General features: G+C 72.1%; 28 protein-coding genes. 10 read left to right on the top strand and 18 right to left on the bottom strand.

Annotated features, from left to right (window positions below; translation table 11 throughout):
• Nucleotides 1–49 precede the first annotated feature (49 nt).
• A complete protein-coding gene (locus OG494_RS12385; protein WP_328455094.1) occupies nt 50–616 on the top strand; it encodes a hypothetical protein in 567 nt (188 codons plus the stop codon).
• A 22-nt stretch (nt 617–638) separates the two neighbouring features.
• Here the strand turns inward: OG494_RS12385 and OG494_RS12380 are convergent, their stop codons facing one another.
• The 7 genes from OG494_RS12380 to OG494_RS12350 form a co-directional block, all read right to left on the bottom strand.
• Complete coding sequence (locus OG494_RS12380; RefSeq protein ID WP_328455092.1) at nt 639–1,526, bottom strand: diacylglycerol/lipid kinase family protein; 888 nt, start codon at nt 1,524–1,526, stop codon at nt 639–641.
• The gene (gene tatC, locus OG494_RS12375; RefSeq protein WP_328455090.1) at nt 1,526–2,500 is read right to left on the bottom strand and encodes a twin-arginine translocase subunit TatC; all 975 of its coding nucleotides are present in this window, start codon (nt 2,498–2,500) and stop codon (nt 1,526–1,528) included. The genes OG494_RS12380 and tatC overlap by 1 nt, the downstream gene beginning before the upstream one ends.
• Before the next feature lie 83 nt (nt 2,501–2,583).
• Nucleotides 2,584–2,913: a Sec-independent protein translocase subunit TatA gene (gene tatA / locus OG494_RS12370; RefSeq protein ID WP_328455088.1), complete on the bottom strand. Its 330-nt coding sequence runs from the start codon at nt 2,911–2,913 to the stop codon at nt 2,584–2,586.
• A 31-nt stretch (nt 2,914–2,944) separates the two neighbouring features.
• Nucleotides 2,945–3,157 (bottom strand): bacteriophage holin, encoded by a 213-nt coding sequence (locus tag OG494_RS12365; RefSeq protein WP_328455086.1) that lies wholly within the window; start codon nt 3,155–3,157, stop codon nt 2,945–2,947.
• Nucleotides 3,158–3,166: 9 nt separating this feature from the next.
• Nucleotides 3,167–4,147 (bottom strand): helix-turn-helix transcriptional regulator, encoded by a 981-nt coding sequence (locus OG494_RS12360; protein ID WP_328455084.1) that lies wholly within the window; start codon nt 4,145–4,147, stop codon nt 3,167–3,169.
• A complete protein-coding gene (locus OG494_RS12355; protein WP_328455082.1) occupies nt 4,144–5,136 on the bottom strand; it encodes a helix-turn-helix transcriptional regulator in 993 nt (330 codons plus the stop codon). The genes OG494_RS12360 and OG494_RS12355 overlap by 4 nt, the downstream gene beginning before the upstream one ends.
• A 9-nt stretch (nt 5,137–5,145) precedes the next feature.
• On the bottom strand, nt 5,146–5,577 hold the full coding sequence (locus tag OG494_RS12350) for a winged helix-turn-helix transcriptional regulator (RefSeq protein WP_328455080.1): 432 nt from the start codon (nt 5,575–5,577) through the stop codon (nt 5,146–5,148).
• A 106-nt stretch (nt 5,578–5,683) separates the two neighbouring features.
• On the opposite strand from OG494_RS12350, the gene OG494_RS12345 reads away from it, so the two are divergent.
• The gene (locus OG494_RS12345) at nt 5,684–6,610 is read left to right on the top strand and encodes an NADP-dependent oxidoreductase (protein WP_328455078.1); all 927 of its coding nucleotides are present in this window, start codon (nt 5,684–5,686) and stop codon (nt 6,608–6,610) included.
• A gap of 20 nt (nt 6,611–6,630) precedes the next feature.
• The gene (locus OG494_RS12340; protein WP_328455076.1) at nt 6,631–7,329 is read left to right on the top strand and encodes an SDR family oxidoreductase; all 699 of its coding nucleotides are present in this window, start codon (nt 6,631–6,633) and stop codon (nt 7,327–7,329) included.
• On the opposite strand, the gene OG494_RS12335 is transcribed toward OG494_RS12340, so the two are convergent.
• Together OG494_RS12335 and pafA are read right to left on the bottom strand one after the other, a co-directional pair.
• Nucleotides 7,326–8,351, bottom strand: coding sequence for a WD40/YVTN/BNR-like repeat-containing protein (locus OG494_RS12335; protein ID WP_328458928.1), 1,026 nt, complete (start codon nt 8,349–8,351; stop codon nt 7,326–7,328). The two genes, OG494_RS12340 and OG494_RS12335, sit on opposite strands and share 4 nt — an antisense overlap.
• Before the next feature lie 127 nt (nt 8,352–8,478).
• A complete protein-coding gene (gene pafA, locus OG494_RS12330) occupies nt 8,479–9,837 on the bottom strand; it encodes a Pup--protein ligase (RefSeq protein WP_328455074.1) in 1,359 nt (452 codons plus the stop codon).
• A gap of 143 nt (nt 9,838–9,980) precedes the next feature.
• Here pafA and OG494_RS12325 point away from each other — a divergent pair, with 143 nt between their 5' ends.
• The 3 genes from OG494_RS12325 (at nt 9,981) to OG494_RS12315 (ending at nt 13,577) form a co-directional block, all read left to right on the top strand.
• The gene (locus tag OG494_RS12325; protein WP_328455071.1) at nt 9,981–11,462 is read left to right on the top strand and encodes a bifunctional phosphatase PAP2/diacylglycerol kinase family protein; all 1,482 of its coding nucleotides are present in this window, start codon (nt 9,981–9,983) and stop codon (nt 11,460–11,462) included.
• Nucleotides 11,463–11,591: 129 nt separating this feature from the next.
• Nucleotides 11,592–12,770 carry an alpha/beta hydrolase gene (locus OG494_RS12320; RefSeq protein WP_328455069.1) on the top strand — a complete coding sequence of 393 codons (1,179 nt, stop codon included), beginning with the start codon at nt 11,592–11,594 and terminating at the stop codon, nt 12,768–12,770.
• Nucleotides 12,771–12,800: 30 nt separating this feature from the next.
• Nucleotides 12,801–13,577 carry a class I SAM-dependent methyltransferase gene (locus tag OG494_RS12315; RefSeq protein ID WP_328455067.1) on the top strand — a complete coding sequence of 259 codons (777 nt, stop codon included), beginning with the start codon at nt 12,801–12,803 and terminating at the stop codon, nt 13,575–13,577.
• 54 nt (nt 13,578–13,631) lie between these two features.
• Here OG494_RS12315 and prcA read toward each other — a convergent pair whose 3' ends face one another.
• From prcA to dop, 4 genes are all read right to left on the bottom strand, one after another.
• Nucleotides 13,632–14,441 carry a proteasome subunit alpha gene (gene prcA / locus OG494_RS12310; RefSeq protein ID WP_328455064.1) on the bottom strand — a complete coding sequence of 270 codons (810 nt, stop codon included), beginning with the start codon at nt 14,439–14,441 and terminating at the stop codon, nt 13,632–13,634.
• Nucleotides 14,442–14,499: 58 nt separating this feature from the next.
• Nucleotides 14,500–15,354, bottom strand: a complete 855-nt coding sequence (gene prcB, locus OG494_RS12305; protein ID WP_328455062.1) for a proteasome subunit beta — start codon at nt 15,352–15,354, stop codon at nt 14,500–14,502.
• Between the two features lie 145 nt (nt 15,355–15,499).
• A complete protein-coding gene (locus tag OG494_RS12300) occupies nt 15,500–15,694 on the bottom strand; it encodes a ubiquitin-like protein Pup (RefSeq protein ID WP_013226725.1) in 195 nt (64 codons plus the stop codon).
• Between the two features lie 86 nt (nt 15,695–15,780).
• The gene (gene dop, locus OG494_RS12295) at nt 15,781–17,283 is read right to left on the bottom strand and encodes a depupylase/deamidase Dop (protein WP_328455042.1); all 1,503 of its coding nucleotides are present in this window, start codon (nt 17,281–17,283) and stop codon (nt 15,781–15,783) included.
• Nucleotides 17,284–17,325: 42 nt separating this feature from the next.
• Between dop and OG494_RS12290 the strand changes: the two genes are divergently transcribed.
• Entirely contained in the window at nt 17,326–17,844 is a 519-nt protein-coding gene (locus tag OG494_RS12290) for an NUDIX domain-containing protein (RefSeq protein WP_328455040.1), read from the top strand.
• On the opposite strand, the gene OG494_RS12285 is transcribed toward OG494_RS12290, so the two are convergent.
• The 3 genes from OG494_RS12285 to OG494_RS12275 all read right to left on the bottom strand — a co-directional run bounded on the left by OG494_RS12285 (nt 17,835) and on the right by OG494_RS12275 (nt 19,800).
• Entirely contained in the window at nt 17,835–18,443 is a 609-nt protein-coding gene (locus tag OG494_RS12285; RefSeq protein WP_328455038.1) for a hypothetical protein, read from the bottom strand. The genes OG494_RS12290 and OG494_RS12285 overlap by 10 nt on opposite strands.
• A 68-nt stretch (nt 18,444–18,511) precedes the next feature.
• Nucleotides 18,512–19,465, bottom strand: coding sequence for an aldo/keto reductase (locus tag OG494_RS12280; protein ID WP_328455036.1), 954 nt, complete (start codon nt 19,463–19,465; stop codon nt 18,512–18,514).
• Entirely contained in the window at nt 19,462–19,800 is a 339-nt protein-coding gene (locus tag OG494_RS12275; protein WP_328455034.1) for a hypothetical protein, read from the bottom strand. Before OG494_RS12275 ends, OG494_RS12280 begins: the two co-directional genes overlap by 4 nt.
• Before the next feature lie 92 nt (nt 19,801–19,892).
• On the opposite strand from OG494_RS12275, the gene OG494_RS12270 reads away from it, so the two are divergent.
• Nucleotides 19,893–20,228, top strand: coding sequence for an ArsR/SmtB family transcription factor (locus tag OG494_RS12270; protein ID WP_328455032.1), 336 nt, complete (start codon nt 19,893–19,895; stop codon nt 20,226–20,228).
• Between the two features lie 65 nt (nt 20,229–20,293).
• Nucleotides 20,294–21,190 carry a TIGR03620 family F420-dependent LLM class oxidoreductase gene (locus OG494_RS12265; RefSeq protein ID WP_328455030.1) on the top strand — a complete coding sequence of 299 codons (897 nt, stop codon included), beginning with the start codon at nt 20,294–20,296 and terminating at the stop codon, nt 21,188–21,190.
• Here OG494_RS12265 and OG494_RS12260 read toward each other — a convergent pair.
• Nucleotides 21,167–22,021 (bottom strand): DUF3626 domain-containing protein, encoded by an 855-nt coding sequence (locus tag OG494_RS12260; RefSeq protein ID WP_328455028.1) that lies wholly within the window; start codon nt 22,019–22,021, stop codon nt 21,167–21,169. The genes OG494_RS12265 and OG494_RS12260 overlap by 24 nt on opposite strands.
• Before the next feature lie 96 nt (nt 22,022–22,117).
• Between OG494_RS12260 and OG494_RS12255 the strand changes: the two genes are divergently transcribed.
• Nucleotides 22,118–23,044 carry a DMT family transporter gene (locus OG494_RS12255; RefSeq protein WP_328455027.1) on the top strand — a complete coding sequence of 309 codons (927 nt, stop codon included), beginning with the start codon at nt 22,118–22,120 and terminating at the stop codon, nt 23,042–23,044.
• A gap of 58 nt (nt 23,045–23,102) precedes the next feature.
• On the opposite strand, the gene arc is transcribed toward OG494_RS12255, so the two are convergent.
• The gene (gene arc, locus OG494_RS12250; protein ID WP_328455025.1) at nt 23,103–24,905 is read right to left on the bottom strand and encodes a proteasome ATPase; all 1,803 of its coding nucleotides are present in this window, start codon (nt 24,903–24,905) and stop codon (nt 23,103–23,105) included.
• Between the last annotated feature and the right edge of the window lie 83 nt (nt 24,906–24,988).

Raw genomic sequence — 24,988 nt, 5'->3', positions numbered from 1 at the left:
GGAACCGACTCCTTCGCCCGGCCGTCGGACCGGCGATGAGGAGGACGTCATGACCGCACCCTGTCCGAGCTGCGGGCAGCTGGACCAGGTCCAGCACGTGCCCGCGGTCTACTACGGCGGGCACTCCTACTACCGCGGCCAGGGCCCGACGGTCGCCGTGCCCGCCGGGGACGGGGTGATCTACACCAGCAGCGAGGTCTCCGGGGTGACCGTCACGGGGGTCGCGCGGGCCCTCGATCCGTTCCCGCCGCGGCGGCGCAGCGGCGGGCTGGTCGCCGGGGTGGTGCTGCTCCTGATGGTCGGGAGCTGTTTCCTGTGGCTGCCGTTCTCCGCGGTCGACGACCCTCCCCCGGGCGGCACCGGCGGGCTGGTACTGGGGTTCGCGCTGCTTTCGCTGCCGTCGGTGTGCGTGTTCGGCGCCACCGGGACGCTGATCTGGCTCTACGTGCGGCGGGTGCGGGAGTACCGGCGGCGCCGGGCCGGGATCCCGGCCGCGCAGGCGCTGTGGCAGCAGGGGTGGTTCTGCCACCGCTGTGGCGGCGTCTACCTGGCGCAGGGGCAGCTGATGGCGCCCGCGCGGTTCCGGGAGCTCGTCGGCGAGGCCGGGGGTTACTAAGCGCTTGCGCGCCGTCAGGGGATCACTGAGCGGCCAAGACCGTCAGCGCGCCGGGGACACAGTTGACCGTCACCGGCAGGGTGCCCTGGGGCTCGCCGTCGGCGTAGGCGGGCCAGGTGTTGCCCGTCAGGGTCACCGAGCGGGCTCGCAGCGTGCGGACCGCCGGGTGGGTCACGTGGTTGCCCGTGCGCAGGCCGGGGAGCATGCGGATCAGGCTGCGGCGGGTCACGTCGCCGATGACCGTGACGTCGAAGACGCCGTCCTCGGGGTCGGCGGTCGGGCAGATCGGCACGCCGCCGCCGTAGAAGCGGGTGTTGCCGATCGCCACCAGGGTCGCGTCGAGCTCCAGGCGTCCGGTGCCGGTGTCCACGACCACCGGGCGGGACCGGAACGCGGCCAGCTCGGCGAGGATCGCCAGGTCGTAGCGGCGCGGGCCGGACGGCCAGCGCATCCGGTTGGCGCGTTCGTTGACGCTCGCGTCGAACCCCGCGCACAGCACGGTCGCGAACCAGGTGTCGCCGGCGCGGCCCAGGTCGATGCGCCGGCGCGAGCCGGACTTCAGTGCCGCGACCAGCGCGTCGACCGCCGGAAGGGCCTCACCGGGGACGCCGAGGGCGCGGGCGAAGTCGTTGCCGGTGCCCGCCGGGACGAGGCCGAGCGCGACGTCGTGGTTCGCGCAGAACTGGACACCCTGGTGGGCCGCGCCGTCACCGCCGAGCACGATCAGGACGTCGAGACCCGCGTCGTGCGACGTCCGCATCAGCTCACGGGACTCCTCGACCGAGTTGGCGACGAGCACGTCGAGGCGGTCGACGGCGGTGCGGAGCCGTGCGGCGACCGTGTCCGCGATCCGGGCGGCGGCGCCGTGCCCCGAGGCCGGGTGCACGGCGAGCGCGGCGTGGATCCCCACTACGTGATGTCGTCGGTGCCGGACGACCGGCCGCCGGAAGCGGTCGGCGTGGACGGCTCGTCGTCGACCTTGCTCGGCGTGTAGTCGAACGGCGCGGCCTCGTCGTCGGCCAGCTTGTCCCAGCCCTCTTCGGACCGGAGCTTGTCCTTCTTGCGGTCGTGGAACCGCGCCATCTGCACGGAGATCTCGAACAGCACGGTCAGCGCGGCGGCGAGCCCGAGCATCGAGAACGGGTCGGAGCCGGGCGTGGCGAACGCGGCGAAGACGAACAGCGCGAACACGATGCCGCGGCGCCACCGCTTCAGCTGGACGTACTTGACCACGCCGACGCGGTTGAGCATGACCACCAGCAGCGGCAGCTCGAAACTGATCCCGAAGATGATCAGCAGCGACAGCAGGAACGAGATGTACTTGTCCGCGGTGAGGGCGGTGACGAACGCGTCCTGGCCGAAGCCCATCAGCAGCTGCAGGGCGTGCGGGAAGAGGATGTAGGCGAGCACCGCGCCCGCGGCGAACAGCACCGACGCGAACGAGACGAACGTCAGCGCGTAGCGGCGTTCCTTCGTGTACAGGCCCGGGGCGATGAACGCCCAGATCTGGTAGAGCCAGGCCGGGGAGAGCAGCACCGCGCCCGCCGCGAGGCCGACCTTCAGCTGGGTCATGAAGGCCTCGAACGGCACCGTCTGCAGCAGCCGGCACCCCGCCGCGCTGTCGAGCCGCCGGCTCGGCGGGATGGCGCAGTACGGGTCCTTGACGAGGTCACCGAGAGACGGGATCGGGCCGACCTTCGTGCCGAACCAGATGAACCCGAGGATCCCGCCGATGACGACGGCGAGCAGCGCCAGGCCGAGGCGACGGCGGAACTCGTAGATGTGCTCGATGAGCGTCATCGTGCCGTCGGGGTTGGCTCGGCGGCCGCGCTTGCGCCGCTTCGAGCCGCTCTTCTCCCCGTTTCCGGAGGCGGCTTCCGCCACTGGGGTTTCCGTTCTCGTCGGTGTCCGCCGGAGCGCGCCTGGCTAGACGCGCTCCGTGGACCAGGGACCGGTGGTGGGCTGGCTCAGCTGGCGTTCTTCTGCTCGGCGGCCGGCGCCTGCTGCTGCCTCTTCAGCTCGTCGAGCTGCCGCTGCAGGTCCGCGACCTGCTGGTCGGTGGCCGACGGGGCGGCGGGAACGACCGGCGTGGCCGGGATCTGCTTCGTCTCGACCGGCTCGGCGTCCTCGGCCGCGGCGGCCTTGTGCTCGCCGGTGAGGTCCTTGGTCTCGGCCTTGAAGATCTTCATGGACTTGCCGATGGACCGGGCCGCGTCGGGAAGCCTCTTGGCCCCGAACAACAGCACGACGACGAGCACCAAGATGATCAAATGCCACGGCTGCAATCCGTTCAGCATGGTGGCCTCCTATCTGCGTCTGGTAGGGATGTTACTGGTTTTCCGGGTTCCGGCGGCGCTGCGCGAACGCGACGCGCAACGCTGCCGACCGGGCGCGGACGAGTCCGGCCCGGTCCTGGGTGTTCGTAGCCACCATGCTTGCGGTCTGCTTGAAAGCACGCAAGACCCGCGCGGTGCGCACCAGCAGGAACACGAGCAGCAGCAGGCCGGCGGCGGCGAGCACGATGGTGGGCAGGTACGGCACGCGGCCAGCCTAGTGGTCGCAGGTTGACGGAAGGTGACGGGCTCGGGCCACCGCGTCGGCGGCCCGGCGGCCGACGTCGGACGCGAGGTCGGTCGGGCTCTCGACCAGCGCTTCCCCGCCCAGGCCCAGCACCAGGCGCACCATCCAGGACTGGTCGGCGTAGCGCATCCGGATCCGGAGGCGGCCGCCGTCGAGCTCGTCGAGCTCTTCGCACGGGTAGTACTCGGCTACCCAGCGTGCGTCCGGGTCGAGGACCAGGACGGCCTCCCGCTGATCGGGACGCTCGCGGAAAACCCCGTCGGAGATGTCGGTCGGGTGGGCGTGCGCGGGCGGCCGGGACGGCTCGTCGAGCACGGTCAGCTCGTCGATCCGGTCCAGCCGGAACAGCCGCACGCCCTCGGCGCGGCGGCACCAGGCCTCCAGGTAACCCACGGCCTGGACGATCAGCAGCCGCATCGGGTCGACCGTGCGCTCGGTGATCTGGTCCTTCGACGCGGTGTAGTAGCGGATCCGCAGCGCCCGCCCGGCCTGCAGCGCCCGGGCGACCTCCTCGCGGGTCCGCGCGGTCTTCTTGCCCTCGCGGACCCCGCCGCCGACGACCACCCCGGCCGGCTGGGCCTGCCCGGCGGCGGACTCGATCTTGGCGATGGACCGGCGGACGGCGTCGCCGTCGACCACGCCCGGGGTCTCCCCCAGCGCCCGCAGCGCGACCAGCAACGCGGTCGCCTCGCCGCCGGTGAGCCGCAGCGGGCGGCTCATCCCGGCGTCGTGGGTGACGACGATCGTGTCGCCCTCGAAGGACAGGTCGATCAGGTCGCCGGGGCCGTAGCCGGGCAGCCCGCACATCCAGAGCAGCTCGAGGTCCTTGCGCAGCTGCTTCGGCGTGACGTCGAAGTCGTGCGCGGCCTCGTCGACGCGGATCCCGGGCCGGGCCAGCAGGTAGGGCACGAGCGCGAGGAGCCGGGGCATCCGGTCGCCGGAGCCGCTCATCGGACACTCCCCTGCTGCTGCCGGGCGACGACGGCTTCCAGCCGGTCCTGGACGGTCTTGGCCAGCACGTCGGGCTCCAGCACGACGACGTCGGGGCCCTGCGAGGTGATCCAGTCGGCGGCCGACTCCGGGAAGTAGAGGCCGATCTCGACGAGGTCGCCCTCCTGGCCGTCGACACTGGACCGCCCGATGACGGTGCCGCGGCGGCGGACCCCGGCGGCGCGGCCGTCGGCGACCCAGAGCCGCGCGGTGGTGACCGGCGAGGGTTCGGACGCCCCGCTGGTGGCCGACACCAGCTGCAGCAGGTTGACGCCTTCGGGGCGCTGCACGGCGCCCGGTTTCCCGACGGGCCGGACCTGGCCGGTGACGCGGGAGAGGCGGAAGCAGCGGGTGGCGCCGCGGTCGCGGTCGTGCCCGACGACGTACCAGCGGGCCTTCCACGACACCACGCCCCACGGTTCGAGGGTGCGCATGATGCGCTCCGGCGAGCCGCTGCGGCGGTATTCGAAGCGCACGGCCTGACCGTTCTGGACCGCCGCGAGCAGCGGCCCGAACGCCGGTTCGGCGCGCACGCGGGGCTCGACGACGGTCGGGGCCTGGTCGTCGACTTCGAGGCCGGCCGCGCGCAGCTTCACCAGGGCGCCCTGGGCCTGCCCGGTCAGCTCCGGCGAGTCCCACAGCCGGGACGCCAGCGCGACCGCGGCGGCTTCGTCGGGGGCGAGGTCGATCTCGCCGAGCTCGTAGTCGCGGCGGGCGATGCGGTAGCCCTCGATGGCGTCGAAGGCGGAGTTGCGGCCGGTCTCCAGGGGGATGCCGAGCTCGCGCAGCTCGGTCTTGTCCCGCTCGAACATCCGGAAGTAGGCGTCGTCGCTGGCCGCGTCGCCGTATCCGGGCACGATGCCGCGAATCCGCTCGGCGGTGAGGAACTGCCGGGTGGACAGGAGGGCCAGCACCAGATTGACCAGCCGTTCGGCGCGTGCGGTGGACACCGGTAGAGACTAGCCCGCGCCGCCCGGCCCGATCGTGAGGTCCGGTGTACGCGCGTCGTAACCGGCGCGGGCGGTGCTGACCTCGTCGAAGTTCGCCTCGGCCCAGTCCTTGAACGCGGACATCAGCGCACGGAGGCTTTCCCCCAGCGGCGTAAGGGAATAGTCGACGCGGACGGGCACCGACGGGGTCACCTCGCGGTGCAGCAGGCCGTCGCGTTCGAGCACCCGCAGGGTCTGGGTGAGCATCTTCTGGCTGACCCCGGCGATGCGCCGCGAAAGGTCGCTGTAGCGCATCGGGCCGTCACCGAGCGCCACCAGGACGAGGCTGACCCACTTGCCGGCGATCTCGTCGAGCAGCTTCCGGGTCGGGCAGGCCGCGAGGTAGGCGTCGTAGGCGGCCTTTTCGGCCAGCCGCTTCTGTTCCGCCGTGCGCGTGGGCACCGGGCGAACCTCCTGGTACGGGGGGAACCTGCGGGTACTTACTTCCCATCGGAGAGTAGCTCCCCATAGGTTCGCGGGGAAGATCCGGCCCGCGAAGGAGCGAAAGATGCGCGCGATGGTGGTCCGCCGGTTCGGCGGTCCCGAAGTCCTGGAGTCCGCCGAGGTCCCGGTGCCGGCGCCGGGCCCCGGTCAGGTGCGGATCCGGGTGGCGGCGGCCGCGGTCAACCCGGTCGACGCCGCGACCCGGTCCGGGCTGCTCACCGAGGCCGGCGTCGTCCCGCCGCGGGACGTGCTCGGCCTGGGCTGGGACGTCGCCGGCGAGGTCGACGCCGTCGGCGAAGACGTCGGCTTCCGGGCCGGCGACGCGGTGATCGGGCTGCGCGACCGGCTCGCGACCCCGCTCGGCGCCTACGCGGAGTGGATCGTGCTCGACGCGTCGGCCGTGGCGCCCGCACCGGCCGGCGTCTCCCCCGCCGAGGCGGCGACGCTGCCGCTCAACGCCCTGACCGCGGCCCAGGCCCTGGACCTCGTCGACACCACCGGGACGCTGCTGGTCACCGGCGCGGCGGGTGCGGTCGGCGGCTACGCCGTCGCGTTGGCCCACGCCCGGAAGCTGCGCGTGGTCTCCGTGGCCGGATCCTCCGACGAAGCGCAGGTCAGAGCCTTCGGCGCGGACGAGTTCGTGCGGCGCGGGCCGTCCCTGGGCGATCGGGTGCGCGCGGTGGTGCCCGGCGGCGTGGACGCGGTCCTCGACCCCGCGCTGCTCGGGCTGGACGCGCTCGACGCCGTCCGCGGCGGCGGTGAGTTCGTCGCGTTCGCCGCGGGGGCCGCGCCGATCCCGCTGCGCGGCGTCCGGGTCCGCGGCGTCTGGATCCGCGCCGACGGCACCCGGCTGGCCGAGCTGGCCCGGATGGCGTCCGAGGGTGTCCTCCCCCTGCGCGTCGCGGACGTGCTGCCCCTGTCCGACGCGGCGAAGGCGCACGAACGGCTGGCCGCGGGCGGGCTGCGCGGCCGTCTCGTGCTGACGCCGTGAATCCTCCCTAGCCTGGAGGCATGGATGATCGTGTTCTCCTCATCACCGGCGCCTCCCGCGGGCTGGGTGCCGCGACCGCGCGCCTGGCCGCCGCGTCCGGCTTCAAGGTCGCGCTCGTGTCCCGCAAGGCGGAGTCCGTCGCTCCTCTGGCGGCCGAGCTCGGCGAAGACCGGGCGCTGGCGCTGGGCGCCGACGTCGCGGACTGGCCGAGCGTCTCCGGCGCCGTCACCGAGACGGTGCGGCGGTTCGGCCGGCTCGACGCGGCGTTCGGCAACGCCGGGATCGGCGTCGGGACGTCGTTCTTCGGCGACGACGATCCCGACCCGCGCCAGTGGGAGGAGATGGTCCTCACCAACGTGCTCGGCGCGGCCTACACCGCCCGCGCGGCCCTGCCCGCGCTGCGGGAGACGTCCGGGCACCTGCTGATCACAGGCTCGGTCGCCGGCCGCTACATCCGCAACGCGAGCCTGTACTCGGTGACGAAGTGGGCGGTGACCGGGATGGCCGGGGCGATCCGCGAGGAGGCCGTCGGCACCGGTGTGCGGGTCACGCTGGTCCAGCCGGGCATCACCGACACCGACATCCTCAGCGACGAGCAGCGCAAGAAGCCGAAACTGGAGCCGGACGACATCGCCCGGGCCGTGCTCTACGCGCTGCAGCAGCCGCCACACGTGGACGTCAACGAGATCATGGTCCGCCCGACCGGGCAGGTGCTCTAGCCCAGCCGGGCGACCCTGCCGCCGGCGCCGCTGGCCCAGCAGCTGCCGAGCGGCGTGCAGTCCACGCTGTCGAAACTGCCGGCGTCGAACGAAGTCCAGTGCCGGCCGCCGTCGGGGCTGAGGTCGCTGCCGCCGGGGCCGACGGCCAGGACCGTGCCGCCGCGCCAGGCCAGACCGGAGCGGTACCCGGCGGGGTACTGCTCCGGGGTGCGCCAGGTGCGGCCGCGGTCGTTCGACAGCGCGACGGCGGGGCCGGGCGCGGTCGGCGCGGCGAAGTCGCCGCCGATCGCGACGCCCTGCCACGGGGTGCGGAAGGCGAGGGCGAACACGCCGGCCGACGGGCTGCTCGGCAACGGCGTGCCGGAAGCCGTCCAGTGGCGGCCGCCGTCGCCGGAGTGCAGGACGCGGGCGGTGGCGCCGCCGCCGGTGGCCAGCCAGGCGTCGAACGGGCCCGAGGTGGTGACGCACTGGCCGCTGGCGGCGAACCCGGCCTCACCGGGCAGCGCGGGCGGGAAGCCGCTGTCGGGGACCTGGCGCCAGCTGCGGCCGCCGTCGAAGGTGGCCTCCATCCGGAACCTGCCGTCCACCGGGTCGCTCATCGCCAGGCCGCGCCACGGGTCGAAGAAGGCGAGGCAGTCGTAGAAGGCCGCGGCGTCGGTGTTCTGGAACGTCTGGCGCCAGTGCGCGCCGGCGTCGTCGGTCCGGTAGACGCGGGAGTCCGCGCCGGGGCCGATCGACAGGATCACCGCGTGCTCGGCGTCGAAGGCCTCGATGTCGCGGAACTCGAGGGTGCCGGTGCCGGGCGGGCCGACGGACTTCCAGCTCCGGCCGCCGTCGACGGTGCGCAGCACGGTGCCCTGCGTACCGCTGACCCAGGCGACGCGGGCGCCGACCGCGGACAGGCCGCGGAACTGGGCGGTGACGCCGGTGGCGCTCAGCTCCCACTTCGGCAGGTGCCCGCCGGCGGACGCCGGCACCGCGACGGCGACCAGCAGGGCGAGGACGAGAAGCACCACACGCACGACACGCATGGGCAGATCCTGCCGCACCCGCCCAGCGACTTTCGTCGCCTCCTTCGCACCCCCGGAAAGCCGTGAAGGCCTCCTTGAGGGACTCTGAGTCCCTCAAGGAGGCCTTCACGGACCTTGGCTAGAGCGAGCTGATCAGGCGTTCGACGCGCTCGTCGACCGAGCGGAACGGGTCCTTGCACAGCACCGTGCGCTGGGCCTGGTCGTTCAGCTTCAGGTGCACCCAGTCGACGGTGAAGTCGCGCCCGGCGGCCTGGGCGGCGGCGATGAAGTCGCCGCGCAGCTTCGCCCGGGTCGTCTGCGGCGGGGTGTCCTTGGCGGCCTCGATCTCGCCGTCGTCGGTGATCCGGCGGACCAGGCCCTTGCGCTGGAGCAGGTCGAAGATGCCCCGGCCCCGGCGGATGTCGTGGTAGGCCAGGTCGAGCTGGGCGATGCGCGGGCTGGACAGGTCCAGGTCGTGCTTGTGCCGGTAGCGCTCGACCAGCCGGTGCTTGATCGCCCAGTCGATCTCGGTGTCGATCTTGCCGAAGTCCTGCTGCTCGACCGCGTCCAGCGCCCGGCCCCACAGCTCGATGACCTTGTCGTTGGCCGGGCTGGAGCCGTTTTCCTTGAGGTGCTGCACCGCGCGGGCGTAGTACTCGCGCTGGATGTCGAGCGCCGAGGCCTCGCGCCCGCCGGCCAGGCGCACCTGGCGGCGGCCGGTGAGGTCGTGGCTGATCTCGCGGATCGCCCGGATCGGGTTGTCCAGCGTGAAGTCGCGGAACTGGACGCCGGCCTCGATCATCTCGAGCACCAGGTTCGCCGACCCGACCTTGAGCATCGTCGTCGGCTCGGCCATGTTCGAGTCGCCCACGATGACGTGCAGGCGCCGGTAGCGCTCGGCGTCGGCGTGCGGCTCGTCGCGGGTGTTGATGATCGGGCGCGACCGGGTCGTCGCGCTCGAGACGCCCTCCCAGATGTGCTCGGCCCGCTGGGAGAGGCAGTAGACCGCGCCGCGCGGGGTCTGCAGCACCTTGCCGGCGCCGCAGATGAGCTGGCGGGTCACCAGGAACGGGAGCAGGACGTCCGCGATCCGGGAGAATTCACCCGCGCGGGTCACCAGGTAGTTCTCGTGGCAGCCGTAGGAGTTGCCCGCCGAGTCGGTGTTGTTCTTGAACAGGAAGATGTCGCCGCCGATGCCTTCGTCCGCCAGCCGCCGCTCGGCGTCGACGAGCAGGTCCTCGAGGATCCGCTCGCCGGCCTTGTCGTGCGTGACCAGCTGGACCAGGTCGTCACACTCGGCCGTCGCGTACTCGGGGTGCGAGCCGACGTCGAGGTAGAGCCGGGAGCCGTTGGACAGGAAAACGTTCGAAGAACGGCCCCACGAGACGACCCGCCGGAAGAGGTAGCGCGCCACCTCGTCGGGAGAGAGCCTGCGCTGGCCGTGGAAGGTGCACGTGACCCCGAACTCGGTCTCGATGCCAAAGATCCGCCGCTGCATCCCACCAGAGTAGGCGCTGGACCCCCCTCGACGGTGGGCCGTTCGGGCGTCGACACGCCCCCAGTAGGCCACAGACGGTGAAAAGCCCCCGAATCAGGCACGATTGGAGCACAACCCTTGACGTCGCACGGAAGGCGGACCTCTTGTCACACCAGCTCATCCGGGCGTTCCGGCGGGTCGGCCGCAACGACCGCGCCCTGATGCGCCGCAGCGCCCGCTTGCCGGCCACCAAAGCCGACGACGCGCTGATGGCGCTGTCCCGGTCGGCGAACAAGTCCCGCCTCTGGTGGGCCGTCGCCGCGGGGCTGGCGGTCCGCCCCGGCGCGACCCGCCGCGGCGCCCTGCGCGGGATGGTCGCCATCGCCGGCGCGAGCGCCGCCGCGAACCTGATCGGCAAGCCCCTCTTCCCCCGCCGCCGCCCGGCCGAGGAAGAGATGCCGATGCACCGCCGCCTGCGGAAACGCCCGACGTCGTCGTCGTTCCCCTCCGGCCACTCGGCCTCCGCGGCGGCCTTCGCGACGGCGGTGGCCATGGAGTCCCCGCGCGCCGGGCTCGCCATCGCGCCGCTCGCCATCGCGGTCGCCTACTCGCGCGTCCACACCGGCGTGCACTGGCCCTCCGACGTCGGCGTCGGCCTCGCCATCGGCACCGGCGTGGGCCTGGCGACCCGGCACTGGTGGCCGTTGCACGACGACATCCCGGCCCGCTCGGCCCACGACGCCCACGCGCCGGAGATGGTCGACGGCGAGGACATGCTCGTGCTGGTCAACCCGGGTTCCGGGGTGCAGGGCCAGGACCCGACCGAGGACGCCCGCTACGCCTGGCCGAAGGCCGAGATCCTCTACCCGGACCCCGACCGGGACCTGCGCGCCCAGCTCGAAGCCGAGATCGACGCCCGCGGCACGGTGCGCGCCCTCGGCGTCGCGGGTGGTGACGGCACCGTCGCGGCGGTCGCCTCGGTCGCCGCCGAGCGGGACCTGCCGCTCGCCCTGATCCCCGCCGGCACGCTGAACCACTTCGCCCGCGACATCGGCATCCGGTCGATGCCCGACGCCGACGCGGCCACCGAGGTCGGCAACGCCGTCGGCATCGACCTCGGCGAGGTCGGGGTGGAAGGGCCCGACGGCCCGGCCCACCGCTGGTTCGTCAACACCGCGAGCCTCGGCGGCTACCCGGAGATGGTCCGGCTGCGCGAGAAGCTGCAGGAAAAGCACCCGAAGTGGCCCTCGGCCGCGATCGCGCTGACCCGGACGCTGCGCAACGCCAAGCCGCTGACCGTCCGGCTCAACGGCAAGCTCACCCAGGTCTGGCTGCTGTTCGTGGGCAACGGTACCTACGCGCCGAAGGGGTTCGCGCCCAGCCGGCGGCCCGCGCTCGACACCGGCCTGCTCGACGTCCGCTACCTGCGCGCCGACCTGCCGTACTCCCGGGCCCGGTTCCTGCTGGCGATGGTCACCCGCAGCCTCGCGGCCAGCCACGTCTACCAGGAGCTCGACGTGGCCGAGCTCGACGTCGAGCTGCTCGACGGCCACCGCCGCGTAGCCACCGACGGCGAGGTCGGCCCGCTCGGCAACCGGTTCCGCTTCAAGTCCCGGCCCAGCGCCCTCACCATCTACCGTCTTTAATCTTCGTTTACTTTCTCTCAACGAACCCACAGCGTCCCCTGGCTAGCGTCAAGATCGACATGCGGGCCCTCGCGCCCGCCGCCAGGGGACGAGTGGGGTTTCGATGCGGTGGCACCCGGCGTGGCGCGGATGAGCCCGCAGAACGCCGTCGACCCGGTACTGCCGGGCGACATCACGGCCCGCGCCCGCGACCTCGGGCCGTTCGAATCGCCGGTCATCTGGCTCGCCTTCGCCACGGCCGCGGTCGCCGTCCTCGCCGCGGTGCTCCTGCTCGCGCACCGGCGCCGCGGCCGCCGCTGGGGGTTCACCGCGTTCGGCGTCCTCCTGCTGCTGGCGGCCGTCACGGCGGTGAACAGCTACGTCGGGTACGTGCGCACCTCCGACGACCTCGCCCGGCTGCTCCAGCGCGGCCCCGGCCTCGTCAACCTCGCCGGCCGCCTGCTCGACGACGACAAGGGCGCGCCGGAGTCCGAACCGGCGGGGCACGGCGGGACCGGCGTCGCGACCGCGGGCCAGAGGATCGACGTCGTCCCGCTCCCCGACCCGGCGCACGGCGTCCCCTCGGGCAGCAACTACGTCATCCTGCCGCCTGGTTACGGCGACCCGGCCAACGCCGCCCGCCGCTACCCCGTCGTCTACCTGATCCACGGCTACCCGTTCGGCGGCCCGCGCGACTGGCTGACCTCCGGCGACGCCCCCGGCACCCTCCAGGCCCTGCAGCAGGCCGCCGTGATCGCGCCGATGATCGTGGTCAGCGTGGACCTGACCGCCGGCGTCCCCAGCACCGACTGGGAGTGCCTCGACGTCCCCGGCGGCCCGCAGCTGGAGACCTACCTCGCCCGCACCGTCGTCCCGGCGATCGACAGCCGCTACCGCACGCTGGCCGACCGCGCCCACCGCGCCCTCGGCGGCATGTCCGGCGGCGGCTTCGGCGCGCTCAACATCGGCCTGCACCACGTCGACGAGTTCGCCACCCTGGTCATCGCCCTGCCCTACGACGACCTCAACGACTCCGTCGGGGTCCTCGGCGGCGACCAGGCCGCCATCGCCGCCAACACCCCGCGCCGCTACCTGCCCACGATGAAGTTCCCCGCCCCGATCTCCGTGATGCTCGCCGTCGGCACCGGCGCGCCCACCGACGTCACCACGGCCCACCGCATCGCCGACGCGCTCCACGCCCGCGGCCAGGAGGCGGTCGTCCACGCCGAACGCGGCTTCAACCACACGTGGCACACCGCCCGGGCCACCCTGCCGTACCTGCTGGCCTTCGCCGACCAGGCCTTCCGGCAGCCGCCCGCCGCGTCCTGAAACCGGTTGCCGGGCTTGCGAGCATGGCTCATGGATCTCGAAACGCACTACACGACCGGCCCGGCCGAAACCTCCCGGCTCGCCCGCACGCCCCACGGCAGGCTCGAATACCTGCGCACCCGGGAACTGCTGCGGCGGTTCCTCCCCGGCCGAGCCCGGGTGCTCGACGTCGGCGGCGGCACCGGCGTGCACGCCGCGTGGCTCGCCGGCGACGGACACCCGGTGGACCTGATCGACGTCGTGCCGTCCCACGTGGACACCGCCGCGGCCCTTCCCGGTGTCACGGCCCGGATCGGCGACGCCCGGCACCTCCTCGTGGCCGACGAGACCTACGACGTGGTCCTGCTCCTCGGACCGCTCTACCACCTGGTCGACGCCGAGGACCGCGCTCGCGCGCTCGCCGAGGCCCGGCGGGTCCTGCGCCCGGGCGGCCTGCTCGCGGCCGCGGGGATCAGCCGTTACCTGTCCCTGCTCGAAACGGGCGCCGCGGGCACCCTCACCGCCGACCTGGTGACGCCGATCCACGAGGTCGTCACCAACGGCGCCTACGACGGCCACGTCGGCTTCGTGCCGACCCACTGGCACACGGCCGCCGAACTCCACGGCGAAGTCACGACCGCGGGGTTCGCCGACGCCGTGGTCCACGGCGTCGAGGGCCCGGCCTGGCCCGCGCTCGACGCAGCCGGGCTCACCGCGTTCGACAGCCGCGTCGAGGCCGCCTTGCGCGCCGCGCGGCTCGCCGAGCAGGACCCGCACCTCGTGCACACCAGCGCGCACCTGCTCGCGATCGCCCGCCGGCCGGCCTGAGCGCGGACGCGAAAACGGGGCGCGGTCACCGACCACGCCCCGCCTTCGTACGGACTATTCGCCTTCGGGCTTCTCCGGCTCGGCACCCTGGGGGTCCGGCACCGGCAGCAGCGCGTCCAGCGCCGTTCCCGTGAGGCGGCGGAACGCGCGCCGCGGGCGCTCGCGGTCCAGCACGGCGACCTCCAGCTTGATCGGCGGGTCGGTCTCGGTGTTGCCGTTCGCCGACGTGCCCGCCGCCGACGTCGAAGAGGACGACGACGATCCGGCCGACGTGGACGCCGTCGCGGCCGGCTGGATCGGCGTGCGCAACGCGTCCACCGCCACGCCGAGCGCCGCCTGCAGGTCCAGGCCGTCCTCGAACGTCTCCTTCAGCTTCGCCGCGATCTTCTCGTTCTGGCCGCCCATCACGATGTACTGCGGCTCGTCGAAGATCGACCCGTCGTAGGTCAGCCGGTACAGCTGGTCCTCCGCCGCGCTCGCGCCGACCTCCGCCACGCAGACCTCGACCTCGAACGGCTTCAGCTGCTCGGTGAAGATGCTGCCCAGCGTGGCCGCGTACGCGTTCGCCAGCGCCCGCGCGCTCACGTCACGCCGGTCGTACTGGTAGCCCTTGAGGTCCGCGTGCCGGATCCCGGCGACCCGCAGGTTCTCGAACTCGCTGTAGCGCCCGACGGCGGCGAAACCGATCCGGTCGTAGATCTCGGACACCTTGTGCAGCGTCGCCGACGGGTTCTCCGCCACGAACAGCACGCCGCCCGCGTACTTCAGCACCACCACGCTCCGGCCGCGCGCGATGCCCTTGCGCGCCAGCTCGGAACGCTCCCGCATCAGCTGCTCGGGAGAGGCATACAACGGCATCGTCACGGTGTGCGCTCCAGGTCTTTCGGTGTTCCAACGTTCACTGGTTCAGCTCCGGCCCGCGTCAGGACAGCCGGCGCTGCTGGCGCTCGATCCGCCCGGCGATCACGGCCTCCGCCACCGCGGCGGTCTCCGACTCCGGCAGCTGCACGGCCCCGTGCTCGGCGGTGATCGTCACGACCGACGGGAAGATCCGGCGCACCAGGTCCGGCAGGCCTGAAGCGGTGTCGTCGTCCGCCGCGTCGTACAGCGCCTCGACCGCCACCCGCGTGGCGCTCTCGACGTCGGCGTCCGGGTCGTGCAGCTTCTTCAGCGCGGATTTCGCGAACAGCGAACCCGAGCCGATCCCGGCGTAGCCGCCGTTCTCCTCGTAGCGCCCGCCCGCGGCGTCGTACGACACGATCCGGCCGGCGTGCCTGGCGTCCTCGGCCTCCAGGTCGTAACCGACGAAGAGCGGGATCGCGGCCAGCCCGGCCATCGCCATCTCGAGGTTCGCCTTGACCATCCCGGCCAGCTTGTTCGTCTTGCCGTCCAGCGACAGCGAAACGCCCTCGATCTTCTCGTAGTGCGCGAGCTCCACGGCATAGAGCCGCACCATCTCCACGGCCAGCCCGGCCGTGCCCGCGATGCCCACCGCCGAATACTCGTCGGTGACGTGCACCTTCTCCATGTCGCGGCTCGCGATCAGGTTCCCCGACGTCGCCCGCCGGTCACCCGCGATCAGCACCCCGCTCGCGAAGGTCAAGGCGACGATCGTCGTCCCGTGCGGTACGCCCAGATCGCCCGCACCACCGGACATCCGGCGCTCCGGAAGCAGCTCCGGCGCCTGCACCCGCAGGAAGTCCGAAAACGACGACGTCGCCGACGAGAAGTACGCCCCCGGCAGAGCGGGACCCGAGATGCCCCTGGTGTTGTCCATACGTGCTCAAAAATCCCATCTGTGCGGGCCTTGGCGGCCGTGGCCCCGCGCTAGACGACCCCGGCCCGCACGGACCACGGTCACCGCCACGCGGAACCCCCGGCCGCCGGCTGAACGGTCGGCAAGGGCGCGAACGCCCGAGCGGCTACTCGCCACCCTTCTGGACGTAGGCCCGGACGAAGTCCTCGGCGTTCTCCTCCAGCACGTCGTCGATCTCGTCGAGGATCGTGTCGACGTCCTCGCCGAGCTTCTCGCGCCGTTCCTGACCCGCCGCGCCGGTGTCGTCGAACTCCTCGTCGGAGTCGCCGCCGCCGTGCTTTTCGATCTTTTCCTGGGCCATCTCGCCTCCCGGTGTGGCTGATGTTTCCTAGCCTACCCAGCGGCCCCGACATTCGGGGTCAACGCCGCGATCCGTGTGCGTACCGCCTAGTCCGAACCGGTGAGTGCCTCCACCAGCTCCTCCGCCGTCGCCGCGTTGTCCAGCAACTTGCCGACGTGCGCCTTGGTCCCCCGCAACGGCTCCAACGTCGGGATCCGCACCAGCGACTCCTTGCCGACGTCGAAGATGACCGAATCCCACGACGCCGCCGCGATCGAGCTCGCGTACTTCTCCAGCGCCCGGCCCCGGAAGTAGGCCCGCGTGTCCGACGGCGGGGTGGTCACCGCGGCCAGCACCTCTTCCTCGGTCACCAGCCGCTTCATCGAGCCCCGCGTGACCAGCCGGTTGTACAGGCCCTTCGCCAGCCGCACGTCCGAGTACTGCAGGTCCACCAGGCGCAGCCGCGGGGCGCCCCAGGCGAGACTGTCCCGCTGGCGGTACCCCTCCAGCAGCCGCAGCTTGGCCGGCCAGTCCAGCCGGTCCGCGCACTCCTGCGGGTCCCGGGCCAGCGCGTCCAGGATCTCGCCCCAGACCCGCAGGACCTCCTTCGAGGCCTCGTCCGCGCCCGTGCGCTCCAGGTTCTGCGACGCGATCTCGTGGTAGGCGAACTGCAGGTCCAGCCCGGTGTACTTCTTGCCGTTGGCCAGCGCGACCTGCGCCTTCAGCGTCGGGTCGTGGCTGATCTGGTGCACGGCCTTGACCGGCTCGTCCAGCTTCAGGTCGTCGAACCGGATGCCGGACTCGATCAGGTCCAGCACCAGCGCCGTCGTGCCGACCTTGAGGTAGGTCGAGTACTCGGACATGTTCGCGTCGCCGATGATGACGTGCAGCCGCCGGTACTTGTCCGCGTCCGCGTGCGGCTCGTCCCGCGTGTTGATGATCCCGCGCTTCAGCGTGGTCTCCAGGCCGACCTCGACCTCGATGTAGTCCGCACGCTGGGAGAGCTGGAACCCGGCCTCTTCACTCTGCTGGCCGATCCCGACCCGGCCCGACCCGGTGAAGACCTGCCGCGACACGAAGAACGGCGTCAGCCCGGCGATGATCGCGGTGAACGGCGTCGACCGCGCGCACAGGTAGTTCTCGTGCGTGCCGTAGCTGGCGCCCTTGCCGTCGACGTTGTTCTTGTAGAGCTGGAGCGGGGGCTGTCCCGGCACGGACGCCGCCTTGAGCGCCGCCTCCTCCATCACCCGTTCGCCGGCCTTGTCCCAGATGACCGCGTCGCGCGCGTTGGTCACCTCGGGCGCCGAGTACTCCGGGTGCGCGTGGTCGACGTACAACCGCGCCCCGTTGGTCAGGATGACGTTCGCCGCGCCCAGGTCCTCGACGTCCGGGTCGTGCCCCGGCCCGCCGGGGCCGGTCAGGTCGAACCCGCGCGCGTCCCGCAAGGGGGACTCCACCTCGTAGTCCCACCGGGCCCGCCGGGCGCGCGGGATGTCGGCCGCGGCCGCGTAGGCCAGCACGACCTGGGTCGAGGTGAGTACCGGGTTCGCCGTCGCGTCGCCCGGCACCGAGATGCCGTACTCGACTTCGGTTCCCATGATCCGCCGCATGTCCACCACCCTACGGGGTAGGCCTAGTGGAACGATGCACCCATGCCAGGCAGTGACGAACTCGTTGCCCTCTATGACCAGGCCGGCTCCGTCGTCGGCGAGACGCTGCGGAGCCGCCTCCGCAGCGAGGGCCTGTGGCACGCCGCCGGCGTCGTGCTGGTCCGTTCGGGTGACGGAAACGCGGTCTACGTGCACCTCCGCACCGCCACGAAGGACGTGTTCCCGTCCACCTGGGACTGCTGGGCCGGCGGGGTCGTCGCCGCCGGCGAGTCCCCGGCCGGGTGCGCCCGCCGCGAACTGGCCGAAGAACTCGGCGTCCGAGGGGTGGAACCCGTTCCGCTGTTCACGAAGGTGTACGACGACGGCCACAACCGCTGCCACAACTTCGCCTTCGAGGTCCGCTGGGACGGCCCGATCCACCACCAGGCCGAAGAGATCGTCGAAGGCCGCTGGCTCCCCCTGGCCGAGCTGCGCGCCTGGATCGACGACCCGGCGCCGGCGCTCCCGTTCATCCCCGACGGCCGCGAAGGCGTCCGGGAATGGTTCCGCCGCTACGGCTGAGCCGCCGGGGCCGCCAGCTTCGCCGCCATCACGGGCAGCAGCCGCTTCGCCGCGTCGATCGCCCGCGCCTCCGTGCTCGCCGAGACGGTCAGCCCGGACACGAGCGTTCCCTTGGCCAGCAACACGGTGCACGTCTTGCCGTCGCACCAGGCGCGCTGCCGCTCGACGCCCGCCTGGGCCGGGACGTCCACGGGGTGTCCCGTGCACTCGGCGTTCGCCACGACGTCGTCGGCCGAGCCGTCGGCGTACGCGGCGACCCGGTGCCGCAGCACCGAACCGCTCGGGTACCGCCAGCTCGCTGTCCGGCTGGTCGCGGACGCCTCACCGGACAGGCAGCCCGACGTCGCACCCGAACCCGGCTGCACCCCCTCGCCGGCGACGTCCTGATCGGACAGCAGTGCCCGCTCCGCGAGCAACCCGGGGTCCGGCGCCGCCTGGGTGACCGGGGCCGCCTTCGCGGCCGGCACCGGGGCTTCCCGCGGAGGCACGACCTGACCGGTCGACGTGGCCGGATCGTCGTAGTACGTCTCGAGGTTGTTCGGGTCGGGGCCGTCGCAGCCCGTGAGGCCGACCAACGCGACCGCGGCCAAGGCAACCACCTGGCGATGACGCACCTGCTCCGGCCCTTCCGTAGTACGTGTGTGCTTGCGCAGAGTAGTGCAGCCGGTCAGTCCCAGCCCAGAGAGGACCGGTGACGCCAGTACTCCTCCGGATTCTCCGCCAGTCCGGCCAGCGCGGCTTCCTCGTCCGTGCTCAGGGAAAGCGTGGTGGCGCGCAGGTTCGCCGCCAGCTGCGGCCCGCTCGCCGGGCCGATGACCGCCGTGTCCGCCCAGCCGTTCGCCAGCACCGCCGCCACGGCGACCGCGTCCGGACCGGTCCCGTGCGCCGCGGCGACCTCGAGCACCGCGCGCGGCGCTTCGACCGCGAGCCGGCCGTTGGCCAGGGTTTCCTTGACCAGGACCCGGTTCCCGGCCGCGTGCGCCGCCGCCAGCGCGGCGCCCACCGACGGCTCCAGCAGGTTCCACGTCGACTGCACCGCGGAGAACACCGGCCGCCCGGCCACTTCCAGCGCGAACGCCCGCTCGATCGCGTCCGCCTGCGCCGGTCCCGACGTCGAGAACCCGACCTCGACGCCGTTCGCGGAAAGTTCCGCCAGCGCCTCGATCAGCGGCTCGTCGGTGAACAGCGGACTGTCCACAGTGAGCGAATGCACTTGGTAGAGGCTCACCCGGTCCCCCAGCAACGCCAGGGTTTCCGCCCATTGCGCGGCGAACCGCGTCGCCGAATGCTCCTTTACCTCGTGCACGTCGGCGTCGAGCCGCCAGTCGCCGACGTAGGCGTAGCCCCACTTGCTGGAGACGACGACGTCGAGGTGCCCGCGCTCGTCGAGCCAACCGGCCAGGAACTCCTCCGCACGCCCGTAGGACCGGGCGACGTCGACCCGCCGGACCCCCGCGGCGTACGCGTCGTCCAGCACGGCGAACGTCGCGGCCCGCATCGACGCGACGTCCCGCACGGCCGGCAGCGCCCCGTCCCGCCCCAGGTTGATGTACGCGGGCCGGCCCAGCGCCGCGAGGCCGAGTGCGATGCGATCGACGCGTTCCATGGCGGAGGTCCTCATCCGTTCTGCTTGTGCCGGAGGATGGCGAGCCACTGGCCGGCGGTCTGGGCCTGGCGGTGGAGCTTCTCGAGCCGGGCGGCCGGGGCCCGGACGTAACCCTTGCCGAAGACGGGGGCGATCTGACGGAGGCTGGCGCCGCCTTCGCGCGCGGCGAGCAGCGCCCAGTCGGAGGCGTCGGCGCAGGCCGCGGACGCGCGGCGGAGCTCGCCGAGGATGTCGATGAGCTCCTGGGGGCTCACCTCCCCCGCTTCCACGGTGGCGGCCGTTGTCTCCAGCCAGGCCATGACGTCGGCTTCGGTGATGGGCGGGCGCGGCCGCCCGGATTCTTCGCTCACAGCCCGGAAGTATAGGTCGTTATACGCGCAGGTCCGGGGAGCACACGCCGGTGTCGCATCGGGGTGTCGCGATCTGAACTACCATCGCGGTGATGACGACGCACGCCGGTTCGCCTCCGGAGGTCGAGCAGCTGCTCGACGTGTTCAAGGCGCTCGCGAACCCGGTGCGGCTGCGGATCCTCGGGTGGCTGCGGGATCCGGTGGAGAACTTCCGCGAGGAGCGCGGGCCGGTGGAGGTCGAGGCGGGGGTGTGCGTGACCCACATCCAGGCGAAGGCCGGGCTGGCCCAGTCGACGGTCTCGGCCTACATGGCGTCGCTGCAGCGCGCCGGGCTGGTCCGCGCGACGCGGCTCGGGAAGTGGACGCACTACCGGCGCGACGAAGAGTGGATCGCCCGGATCGTCGAGATCCTCGGCCACTCGCTCTGATCCTCCCCTCCCCCGGCGAGTTCCTGACGGTTGACTCATATCGAACTTCTGCGATACTTCGATGCATGAGTGCGATCGGCAACATGCCCCTGGGCCGCTACGGGATCTGGACGTTCGACTTCGAGGACCAGCCGGCGAGCCTGGCCCGCGACACCGCGCAGGAGCTGGAAGGCCTCGGCTGGCGGGCGGTCTGGATCCCCGAGCGCGACGGCCGCGAAGCCCTCACCCACGCCGGTTTCCTGCTCGCCTCCACCCGGCGCTTGGCCGTCATCAACGGGATCGCCCAGATCTGGTCCCGTGAGCCGCGGTGGACGCGCGGCGCGGCCCTGCTGCTGGCCGACGCCTACCCGGACCGCCACCTGCTCGGCCTCGGCATCGGCGCCGGGCGCCCCGGCACGGCCGGCCCGCTGCGGGCGATGAACGACTACCTCGACGCCCTGGACGCGGCCACGAACGCCAATCCCGCGCCCGCCGCGCCGATGCGGCGCGTCCTGGCCGCGTACGGCCCGAAGATGCTCGGACTGGCCCGCGACCGCTCGGCCGGCGCGCACACCTACCACGTGACACCGCGGCACACGGCGCAAGCACGGAAGATCCTGGGCGAGGGCCCGTTCCTCGGCGTCGAGCACGCCGTCCTCTTCGAGACCGACCCGGCCCGGGCGCGCGAGATCGCTCGGGCGCACCTGCGCCCGTACCTGACGCAGAAGTACAACGTGGCCAAGTTCCGGCGGCTCGGGTACACCGAAGCCGACCTCGACGGCGGCCGCGGCAGCGACCGGCTCGTCGACGACCTGGTGTTCTGGGGCGACCTCGACACGATCGCCACCCGGCTCGAAGAACACCTCGACGCGGGCGCGGACCACGTCGCCGTCCAGGTCGTCGGGATCGGACCCGGCCGGTCCGCGCTGCCGCACTGGCGGCAGCTCGCCGAGGCGCTGCTACCCGTCGGCGCCGTCGCGTAGCCCGAACCTCGCGGTGCAGTGCCAGACGCGCTTGAGGATCTGGGGATCGTACCGGCCGGCCCGGACGGCGTCGCCGATGACACGGGCGTCGAGCCACCCGTCCTCGGCGATCTCCTTGCCGGCCCGCACCACGTCCTCACCGCGGTAGTCCGCGTGTTCGGCGAGGATCGCGACCGGGAGCCGGAACCCGTGGTGCCACGACGTCGGGAACGGCAGCCCGGCCGCCGCGGCCTCGACGTCGGTCCCCCGGAACGCCGGGTCCAGCACCAAGGCCTCGACGTCGGAGTCCAGCCGGAGCGGACCGTGCACGTGGGCCTCGACGTAGTCGTCGAGGACGTCCGCCGGCGCCGCGTCGGCGAGGGCCACCAGCGACATGCGGCCGACCGTCCCGAAGTCGGCGGGCTCGCTGAAGCTGTCCGGGAAGCAGAAGGTCGTCCGCCGCAGCACGGCACGCTTCAGGCGGAAGTGGGACGAGCCGAACCGGACCGAGCCGCCGGCCGGGCGGCGGCGGTGGTTCAACGCGCCGTACTTGGGCCGTTCCGACGACGGTCCGTCGTCGTAGGCACCGCCGAAGATCCGGTGCTCCCAGCGCCACCGGTCGCCGGCCGGGTGCGCGGTCAACCCGCCGTTGCTCGTGCCGGTCTCGAACTGCGAGCGGTACAGGCCGTCGTCGGCCAGGTGCCGCAGCAACGGGACCGCCCCCACCGGCCGGTCCGGGTGGAAGTGCACCGTGACGGCCAGGTCCGCCGCCAGCGGCGGTCCCGAGGCGAGCAGGGCGACGTGCGCAACCGCGCGCCGCCGCGGCGGTTCTTCGTTCGGCTCGGCCCCCATGGCCCGATCCTACCCCGGCGGTATAGGGCGTTATACAGAAGTCGAGGTCGGAAAACCGCTGGCTCCGGAGGTGGTCGTCCGGCTTGACTGCGCGACATGGGTTTCGGGGTCACGGCGCGGTTCGGTCTGCTGGCGGCCGTGTGGGGTGCGAGCTTCCTGTTCATCAAGGTCGGGCTCGACGGCCTCTCCCCGGCGCAGGTCGCGCTGGCCCGGGTCTCGCTGGGCGCGTTGGCGCTCGCCGCGGTGCTGCTGGTCCGCCGCCGGGCCCTCCCCCGCGATCTCGCGTTGTGGGGCCACCTCGTCGTGGTGTCGGTTCTGCTGTGCGTGGTGCCGTTTCTGCTTTTCTCGTGGGCGGAACAGTACATTTCGTCCGGTTTGGCCAGCATCTTCAACGCGACGACACCCCTGGTCACGATGTTGCTGGCCGCGGCGGCCCTGCCCGACGAGCGGTTCACGCCGCCGCGGGTGCTCGGCTTGCTGCTCGGCTTTCTCGGCGTGCTCACGATCGTCGGGGTCTGGCACGGCGTCGACGTCTCGCACCAGCTGACCGCGCAGCTCGCGTGCCTCGGCGCCACCACGTGTTACGGCGCGTGCTTCGTCTACATGCGCCGGTTCGTCTCGCCGCGCGGCGCGGACCCGGTCGTCGTCGCGTTCGGGCAGACGGCGTCGGCGACGGTCATCCTCGGCCTGCTGGCGCCGGCGATCGCGGTCACGCCGATCCACCCGACACCGCCGGTCGTGCTGAGCATGATCGCTCTCGGCGTCTTCGGCACCGGCCTCGCCTACGTGTGGAACGTCCGGATCATCGCGGCGTGGGGCGCGGCGAACGCGTCGGCGGTGACCTACCTCACACCGATTGTCGGAGTGGTGTTGGGCGTGTCGGTCCTGGACGAACCGGTGAGCTGGAACCAGCCCGCCGGCGCGATCCTGGTGGTGCTCGGCATTCTCGCCGCGCACGGCCGGCTGCGCGTCCGCCGGAAGACCGCGATGCCGGCACCCGAAGCGGATCTGGTCCGGGACTGACCCCGGACACGCCGGTGGGGCGGCCGCCGCGGCGACCGCCCCACCGGATGTTCGACTCCTACAGGTACTGCCCGGTGTTCGTGGCGGTGTCGATCGCCCGCCCCGAGTCCTGGTTCTTGCCGGTGACGAGCGTGCGGATGTAGACGATCCGCTCGCCCTTCTTGCCGGAGATCCGGGCCCAGTCGTCCGGGTTGGTGGTGTTCGGCAGGTCCTCGTTCTCCGCGAACTCGTCGACGATCGCGTCCAGCAGGTGCTGCACGCGCAGGCCGGGCTGGTTGGTCTCCAGCACGGACTTGATCGCCGACTTCTTCGCCCGGTCCACGATGTTCTGGATCATCGCGCCCGAGTTGAAGTCGCGGAAGTACAGGACTTCCTTGTCCCCGTTGGCGTAGGTCACCTCGAGGAACCGGTTCTCGTCGCTCTCCTCGTACATCCGCTCGACGGTGTGCTGGATCATCGCGTCGAACGTCGCCTTCGCGTCCCCGCCGAACTCGGCGAGGTCGTCGGCGTGGATCGGCAGGCCTTCGGCCAGGTACTTGGAGAAGATGTCCTTCGCGCCTTCGGCGTCCGGACGCTCGATCTTGATCTTGACGTCGAGCCGGCCCGGCCGCAGGATCGCCGGGTCGATCATGTCCTCACGGTTCGAGGCACCGATGACGATGACGTTTTCCAGGCCTTCGACACCGTCGATCTCGGAGAGCAGCTGCGGGACGATCGTGGTCTCCACGTCGGACGAAACGCCCGATCCACGGGTCCGGAAGATCGAGTCCATCTCGTCGAAGAACACGATCACCGGGGTGCCCTCGGAGGCCTTCTCCCGCGCCCGCTGGAAGATCAAGCGGATGTGCCGCTCGGTCTCCCCGACGAACTTGTTGAGCAGCTCGGGACCCTTGATGTTCAGGAAGTAGGACTTCCCGTCCTCGTTGTCGCCCCGCGCCGCCGCCACCTTCTTGGCCAGCGAGTTCGCGACCGCCTTGGCGATGAGCGTCTTGCCGCAGCCCGGCGGGCCGTAGAGCAGGACGCCCTTCGGCGGGCGCAACTGGTACTCCTGGTAGAGGTCGGCGTGCAGGAACGGCAGTTCGACCGCGTCCCTGATCTGCTCGATCTGCCGGGTGAGGCCGCCGATGTCCTCGTAGCGGACGTCCGGCACCTCCTCCAGCACCAGGTCTTCGACCTCCGCCTTCGGCACGCGCTCGTACGCGTAACCGGCCTTGGAGTCGACCAGGAGCGAGTCGCCGGGCTTCAGCGGCTGCTCCGCCAGCAGATCGGAGAGCAGGACCACCCGCTCTTCGTCCGCGTGCCCGACCACGAGCGCACGAGGGCTGGCGCCCTCGACGTCCGGTGCGAGCACCTCACGCAACGCGCACACCTCGCCGGTGCGCTCGAAGTCGCCGCCCTCGACCACGGTCAGGGCTTCGTTGAGACGCAGCGCCTGGCCGCGTCGCAACGACGAGATCTCCACCGCGGGCGAAACCGACACCCGCATCTTCCGGCCGGCCGTGAACACGTCCACCGTGTTGTCCTCGTACGACGTGACGAACACGCCGTACCCGGACGGTGGCTGGGCCAGCCGATCGACCTCTTCACGCAGAGCGAGGAGCTGTCCTCGCGCTTCGCGCAGGGTTTCGACCAGTTTGGTGTTCCGCTCGGTGAGCTGGCTCACCCTTTCCGACGCCTCGGCGAGCCGCTGTTCGAGAACGCGGTTCTGCCTCGGCGAGTCGGTCAGTTTGCGGCGCAGCAGCGCCACTTCCTCTTCGAGAAAGCGGATCTGCCTTGCCTGCTCGTCCGCCGTCGTCCCAGCTCCGGATGTTGCTGAAGGGTCGGCCTCCTCGCGCCGACCTCCGGGAAGGTCATGATGCATCGGGCACCTCCTCGGAGTGCTTTTCATTCCACGGTACCGGCGATCACCGACAAGAAAAGGCCTTTCCGCATCACAAGATCGGC

Origin of the sequence: Amycolatopsis sp. NBC_00438 (genome assembly GCF_036026695.1) — a bacterium.
In the GTDB taxonomy this organism is placed as follows: domain Bacteria; phylum Actinomycetota; class Actinomycetes; order Mycobacteriales; family Pseudonocardiaceae; genus Amycolatopsis.
Note: the sequence above shows the minus strand (reverse complement) of the source record. Positions and strands in the feature narration are given on the sequence as shown.

What these genes read in the sequence shown, in the direction of transcription:
- prcB (WP_328455062.1), bottom strand. Translation starts at nt 15,354, where the DNA reads ATGGACAACACCAGGGGCATCTCGGGTCCCGCTCTGCCGGGGGCGTAC.
- arc (WP_328455025.1), bottom strand. Translation starts at nt 24,905, where the DNA reads ATGCATCATGACCTTCCCGGAGGTCGGCGCGAGGAGGCCGACCCTTCA.
- OG494_RS12385 (WP_328455094.1), top strand. Translation starts at nt 50, where the DNA reads ATGACCGCACCCTGTCCGAGCTGCGGGCAGCTGGACCAGGTCCAGCAC.
- OG494_RS12265 (WP_328455030.1), top strand. Translation starts at nt 20,294, where the DNA reads ATGAGTGCGATCGGCAACATGCCCCTGGGCCGCTACGGGATCTGGACG.
- OG494_RS12360 (WP_328455084.1), bottom strand. Translation starts at nt 4,147, where the DNA reads ATGAGCGGCTCCGGCGACCGGATGCCCCGGCTCCTCGCGCTCGTGCCC.
- OG494_RS12315 (WP_328455067.1), top strand. Translation starts at nt 12,801, where the DNA reads ATGGATCTCGAAACGCACTACACGACCGGCCCGGCCGAAACCTCCCGG.
- OG494_RS12340 (WP_328455076.1), top strand. Translation starts at nt 6,631, where the DNA reads ATGGATGATCGTGTTCTCCTCATCACCGGCGCCTCCCGCGGGCTGGGT.
- OG494_RS12345 (WP_328455078.1), top strand. Translation starts at nt 5,684, where the DNA reads ATGCGCGCGATGGTGGTCCGCCGGTTCGGCGGTCCCGAAGTCCTGGAG.
- OG494_RS12260 (WP_328455028.1), bottom strand. Translation starts at nt 22,021, where the DNA reads ATGGGGGCCGAGCCGAACGAAGAACCGCCGCGGCGGCGCGCGGTTGCG.
- OG494_RS12255 (WP_328455027.1), top strand. Translation starts at nt 22,118, where the DNA reads ATGGGTTTCGGGGTCACGGCGCGGTTCGGTCTGCTGGCGGCCGTGTGG.
- OG494_RS12290 (WP_328455040.1), top strand. Translation starts at nt 17,326, where the DNA reads ATGCCAGGCAGTGACGAACTCGTTGCCCTCTATGACCAGGCCGGCTCC.
- OG494_RS12280 (WP_328455036.1), bottom strand. Translation starts at nt 19,465, where the DNA reads ATGAGGACCTCCGCCATGGAACGCGTCGATCGCATCGCACTCGGCCTC.
- OG494_RS12270 (WP_328455032.1), top strand. Translation starts at nt 19,893, where the DNA reads ATGACGACGCACGCCGGTTCGCCTCCGGAGGTCGAGCAGCTGCTCGAC.
- tatA (WP_328455088.1), bottom strand. Translation starts at nt 2,913, where the DNA reads ATGCTGAACGGATTGCAGCCGTGGCATTTGATCATCTTGGTGCTCGTC.
- OG494_RS12320 (WP_328455069.1), top strand. Translation starts at nt 11,592, where the DNA reads ATGAGCCCGCAGAACGCCGTCGACCCGGTACTGCCGGGCGACATCACG.
- OG494_RS12300 (WP_013226725.1), bottom strand. Translation starts at nt 15,694, where the DNA reads ATGGCCCAGGAAAAGATCGAAAAGCACGGCGGCGGCGACTCCGACGAG.
- dop (WP_328455042.1), bottom strand. Translation starts at nt 17,283, where the DNA reads ATGCGGCGGATCATGGGAACCGAAGTCGAGTACGGCATCTCGGTGCCG.
- pafA (WP_328455074.1), bottom strand. Translation starts at nt 9,837, where the DNA reads ATGCAGCGGCGGATCTTTGGCATCGAGACCGAGTTCGGGGTCACGTGC.